1 protein-coding gene is annotated in these 1531 nt (G+C 38.0%); it reads left to right on the forward strand.

Going from position 1 to position 1531, the window contains the following annotated elements:
• Positions 1-168 precede the first annotated feature (168 nt).
• Positions 169-1530, forward strand: coding sequence for a transposase (locus tag F9279_RS24740; RefSeq protein WP_152116734.1), 1362 nt, complete (start codon positions 169-171; stop codon positions 1528-1530).
• Position 1531 lies beyond the last annotated feature (1 nt).

Genomic DNA, 1531 nt, shown 5'->3' on the forward strand with positions numbered 1-1531 from the left:
ACTCAACTTTCGCACCAGAAAAATAAGTGCTAATCGTTGGTTGTATTGTTTTTAAGGTCTATTAAATATATGGCTTGACAATGTTATTAAAAAATGAAAAAACACCTCGATCTTTGGTATAGTGAGATTGTCGAGAAATCACTACCACATAGAAGAGGTGTCCCCTATATGATAGACCAAAATAGCGAGTATAATCAACTACCAAATGAACTTAACTCTGTTTTTTCTGAGCTTGAAATTAATAAGCATTTACGCCAAGCTGGTATTAAAAAATCCTTTGGTTTCAGTTGCTCATCCTTATTTCAGCTTGTTTTCTGTTTGATTTTTCAACATAAAAATTGGTTTTCTCTTCTTGATTCAAAGAAGGCCGATCAGTTTCCAGCTAAAGATGCAGTCTATCGCTTTTTAAACCAATCCACTTTCAATTGGCGCCGGTTCTTATTACTATTGAGCACTTTTACCATTCAAAAGGTTACTCGTCTTACGAATAAAGAGCGTCCAAAAGTATTGATTATCGATGATTCTGCGTATGACCGAAATCGGAGTAAAAAGGTAGAACTTCTCGCTCGTTGTTTTGATCACACTTCTCTTAAAATGCGTTTCTATAAAGGCTTTCGTATGCTCACTTTGGGCTGGTCAGATGGCTATACATTTATGCCAATTGACTTTTCTTTAGTCAGTTCAAAAAAGTCTCAAATCAATGGAATCTCTGAACAAGTTGATAAACGTACTTGTGGATATAAGCGTCGGGAAAATGCATTACAAACAGAGCCAGAACAAATTCCTGACATGATCAAACGTGCGCTAGCTAGTGGAATAGATGCGAGTTATGTCCTTATGGATTCTTGGTTTACCTTACCACCACTTATCAAAGCTATAGTTGAACAAGGTTTGGATGTCATTGGAATGGTTAAAGAAACAAAACAGCGCTATAACATAAATGGGACATTGGTTTCTTTAAAGCAGCTATATCGTTTGGCCGGACCCGTTCAATCAAAGAAAGGAATTCTTCGTTCCATCCATACGACAATGGCCAATGGAACACCAATAAAAGTTGTTTTTATTCGAAACAGGAACAAGAAAAGCGACTGGCTTGCCATCCTCAGTACCGATTGCACGCTATCAGAACAGGAAATCGTCCGAATCTATGGAATGCGTTGGGATATCGAGGTGTTTTTTAAGGCGGCCAAATCTCTTTTGAAACTTGAAAAAGAGTTCCAAAGCCGGTCTTATGATGCGCTTATTTGCCATACAACGATTGTATTTACTCGTTTTATCGTACTGTCATGGCAGAATCGTTGTAACACCGATCAACGCACAATAGGTGGCCTGTTTTACGAATTATGCGATGAAGTAAATGAACTTGATTGGGCTGTCGCATTACAGCAGTTAATCGAGCTTCTTCAAGACGCACTAAAACAGACGAATAAGAAAATCAAAAAGTTGATACTAAGTCAACTTGAGCAGTGGATCTCTGGCCTTCCAAGCTATATCAAGTCTTATTTGCCGATTTCACTCTGCGAAAGTTGAG

Origin of the sequence: Bacillus sp. B1-b2 (assembly GCF_009183415.1) — a bacterium.
Taxonomy (GTDB): Bacteria; Bacillota; Bacilli; order Bacillales; family Cytobacillaceae; genus Niallia.